Source organism: Geomonas sp., assembly GCF_035254065.1.
GTDB lineage: Bacteria > Desulfobacterota > Desulfuromonadia > Geobacterales > Geobacteraceae > Geomonas.
Map to the genome: position 1 here is coordinate 1 of NZ_DATFBA010000409.1, position 4004 is coordinate 4004.

General features: G+C 63.8%; 2 protein-coding genes. Both read right to left on the minus strand.

The window, feature by feature from the left end:
• The coding region (locus VJ604_RS19125; protein WP_324085282.1) for an efflux RND transporter permease subunit at nt 1–2712 on the minus strand (2712 nt) is incomplete at its 3' end.
• A 26-nt stretch (nt 2713–2738) separates the two neighbouring features.
• On the minus strand, nt 2739–3839 hold the full coding sequence (locus VJ604_RS19130; protein WP_324085284.1) for an efflux RND transporter periplasmic adaptor subunit: 1101 nt from the start codon (nt 3837–3839) through the stop codon (nt 2739–2741).
• Nucleotides 3840–4004: the final 165 nt, after the last annotated feature.

The window sequence follows — 4004 nt, forward strand, 5'->3', positions numbered from 1 at the left end:
GAGGATGGCACCGAACAGGGTGAGCGGGATGGAAGCCATCACCACCAGCGGCTCAGGGATGGTCCGGAACTGCACCAGGAGCACCAGGAAGATGGCCACCAGGCTGATGGCGAGCGCCACCAGCATCTGCGGGAAGGTCTCGTCCTGGTTATCCTTCTCGCCGCCGTAGCTGATCTTGTAACCGGCCGGCAGTTCCAGGGCCTTGATCTTGGGCATCGCCTGGTCCAGGAGCTTTGAGGCATAGAAGCCGGGCTTCACGAAGGCGCGGACCGTCAAGGTGCGCACGCCGTTTCTGCGCACGATCCTGCTGGTCTGCCACTCGGGGGTCTCGGTCGCGATGGCGCGCAGCGGCACCCTGGCGCGGGTGAGGTCGGAGTTGAGATAGGCGTTGCCGATGTCGCCGAAGCTCGCGCGGGAGGCGGGATCGAGGCGGAGCTTGATGGTTACCGGGCGGTCCCCCTCCCAGAAGGTGCTGACCGCGCCGCCGTCAAAGGCGCCGGAGAGCGTCTGCGAGACGGAGGACTCGGTGATACCCAGCCGGTTCGCCAGTTCGTCCTTCACATTGACGTCCACCCGGTAGGAGTCGTTGAAGTAGTCCCGGTACACATACTGGGAGCTCGGCACCTCCTCGATGATGTGCTGCACCTTTTCTCCCAGCTGCTTCAGCTCGCTCACGTCATCGCCCGAGATGCGCACCTCGATGGGCGCCTCCATCTGTGCCCCCTGCTGGAGCTCCTTCACGATCACGGTCGCCTCGGGCGCCACCGCCGCCAGCGCCGGGCGCAGCTCCTTCACCAGGCGGCTGGTTGCCTCCACCGATTCGGTATTGACGACGAACTGGCCGTAGGCGCCGTCTGGCTGCTGCGGGTTCACGTTGTAGTAGAACCGGGGGGCGCTCTGGCCGACAAAGGAGGCGTAGTGCTCCACCCCCTTACTGCCGGAGAGGGCCTTCTCGACCCGCTTCATGACGGCGTCGGTCGCCTCGATGCGGGTTCCCTGCGGCATCCAGAGATCAATCACGAACTGGTTTCGCTCGGCAGAGGGGAAGAACTGCTGCGGGACCAGGGCGAAAAGGCTCACCCCCAGCACGAAGGCGGCTCCCGCGAGGGCAAAGGCCAGCGTCTTTCTCTTCATGAAGACATTGATCAGCACACCGTACTTGTCCTGCAGGTGGTCGAGCAGGCTCTTCTTCTCCTTACCCGGCACGTGCTCGGCGTCGTGGTCGTGCAGTCCCTTTTTGATGAAAGTCCTGCACAGAAGCGGGGTCAGCATGACCGCCACTACGAAGGAGACCACCAGCGCGATGGCGACCGTGATCGGGAGGGCCATGATGAACTCGCCGACCGAACCGGTGATGATCAACAGCGGCAGGAAGGAGGCGATGATGGTGACGGTCGCGGTCAGGACCGGCACCAGCACGTCGGTTGCGCAGCGCCAGGCGGCCTCCAGCTTGGGCACCTTGTGGTCGAGGAGTTCCACGTAGTTGTCGGCGATGACGATGGCGTCGTCCACCACGATCCCCAGCACCATGATGAGCCCGGCGATGGAGACCTGGTGCAGCGCTATTCCGAAGATGTCCATGACACCCAGGGTGCCGCACAAGGTGACCGGGATGGCCAGCGCCGCGATGAGCGCGACCCGCAGCGGGAGCAACACGATGGTGACCAGCACCACTGAGGCGATCGCCAGCAGGAACTCGTGCGAGAGCTTTTCAACCCGCTCCTTCACCACCCCCGGCTGGTTGGCGACCAGGTCCAGTTGCACGTCCGGCGGCAGCAGCACCTTGAGGCGCTTGAATACGGTATCCAGTTGCTCGCCCAACTCGACGATGTTCTTCCCCTTCTGCATCTCCACGGAAAGGAGCAGGCAGGGGTCCCCGTCGTAGCGGACCATGAAGTCGGGGTCCTGGTAGCGCCGCTCCACGTTGGCGAAGTCCTTGATGTAGGCTGGGTGGCCGTCCCTGGAAACGTCGACCAGCACGTTTCTGATCTCGTTCTCGGTGTTGAAGATGCCGGTGGTGTGGATGGGGACCTTGGACTGGTCGGCGTCGAAGTTGCCGCCGCTTTGGATCACGTTGCGCTTGGCGAGGGCGTTGGCCACCTGGCGCGGGTCGGCGAAATACTGCGCCATCCTCTCCAGGCTGGAGGTGATCCAGACCTCCTCCTGCTGGTTGCCGTAGGTGACCAGCTTGCCCACCTGGCGGACCGTGCGCATCTCGTCGTGGATCTTGTCGGCGTAGTCCCTGAGCTCCCGGTAGCCGTAGCGCTTGCCGTGCACGGCCACCAGCATGGCGACCGTGTCGCCGAAGTCGGAGTCCACCACCGGCCCCTTCACGCCGGCGGGAAGCTCGGTGCTCTTCACCACGTTCAGCTCGTGGCGGAGCTTCGCCCAGAAGACGTCCGCGTTCTTCACGCTGTCCTCCAGCTCCACGTTGATGATGGCCACGCCGGGGCGGCTGGTGGAATAGGTCTTCTCCTTGCGCACCTCGGGGAACTTGAAGATGTGCTTTTCCAGGGTCTTGGTGACCTGCTTCTCCACCTGCTCGGAGGTCGCGCCCGGATACATGGCGGCCACCAGGCCGGTCCTGATGGTGATGGTCGGGTCCTCGGTGCGCTGCATCTTCAGGAAGGCATGGATGCCGATCAGCATGACCATGGCGGTCAGGATGAGCGTGACGGGAGGGTGGCGAAGCGAAAATTTAATCGGGCTCATGGCGTTCTCTCATTCCTCTTGGGCGGTTATTTCTGTTCGGTGGCCGATACCAGCAGGCCGTTCTTCAGCTTCGACTGCCCGCCCACCACGATCAGCTCGTTGGCGGCGAGCCCGCTTCTCACCTCGACCCCCCTGTTCACCACGGAGCCGATTTCCACCCGCTTGGCGTAGACCCGCTTCTGGTCCGGGTAGTAGACGAAGACCTGGGTCGCCCCCTGCGGATCGCGGATCACCGCGTCACCGGGGAGCGTCACCATGGATACCGACCGGTCGCCGCGGATGGTCGCCTCGGCCACCATCCCCACCTTGAGCGAGTGGTCCGGGTTGGCCACCGTGATCCTGGTCATGTAGGTCCTGGTGCTGGGGTCCGCGGAAACGTTGATCAGCCGGACCGTGCCGGTGAACGTTTTACCGGGCAGGGCTGGAACGGTGATGGTCGCCTGCTGCCCTATCCTGACCATGTGCACGTCGGTCTCTGGCACGCCGACGTTCACTTCCACCGGGTCGAGCTGCACAATCTCGAAAACCGGGTGGCCGGGTCCGGCGGTGTCGCCCGGTTCCACTGACCTCTTGGCGATGTAGCCGCTGACCGGTGCGCGCAGGGTCGAGTCGGAGAGCGCCTTCTCGGCGATCCGCATCTGCGCTTGCGCCTGCTGGTAACCGGCCCTGGCGAGGTCCTTGTCTTCCCGCTGGGCGCCCACCTTGGACTGCTGGTAGTTCTCCTTGGCGGTTTCGTAGGCAGCCTTGTATTTCAAGAAGTCGTTGGGAGCGAGGCTCTTCGAGTCGTACAGCATCTTCATGCGGCGGAACTCGTCCTCCGCCCTCTCGAAGGCGATGCGCGCCTGCTCCAGATTCTCCGGCCTGGCGGAGTGCATGGCCTTTTCCATGGCAGCCTGCGCGCTCAATGCCTGCGCCGCCGCGCTTTTCAGGTTGAGGCTGAAATCGGTGGGGTCGATCCTGGCGAGGACGTCACCTTTGTTGACGAACTGCCCCTCGCGCGGCCCCACGTAGACGACCTTGCCGGGAACCAGGAAGGAGACGTTGGAGGGGGCGTTGGGGGTGGAGACGATGCCGCTTGCGGTGACGGTCTCCCGCTCCTGGACCTGCTGAACCTTTCCTACCGCCACGGGAACTGCTTCAGCGGTGGGGTCCTTCTTGTGAGGTTCGCTGCTGCATGCCGTGAGGGATACCCCCAACAGGGACAGGCATACCGCTTTCAATACTGGGGTGACGTTACCTTCCATCGCTCATACTCCTTTTCTGGGAAATTAGTGAGGCTTCCCGCGGTGGAG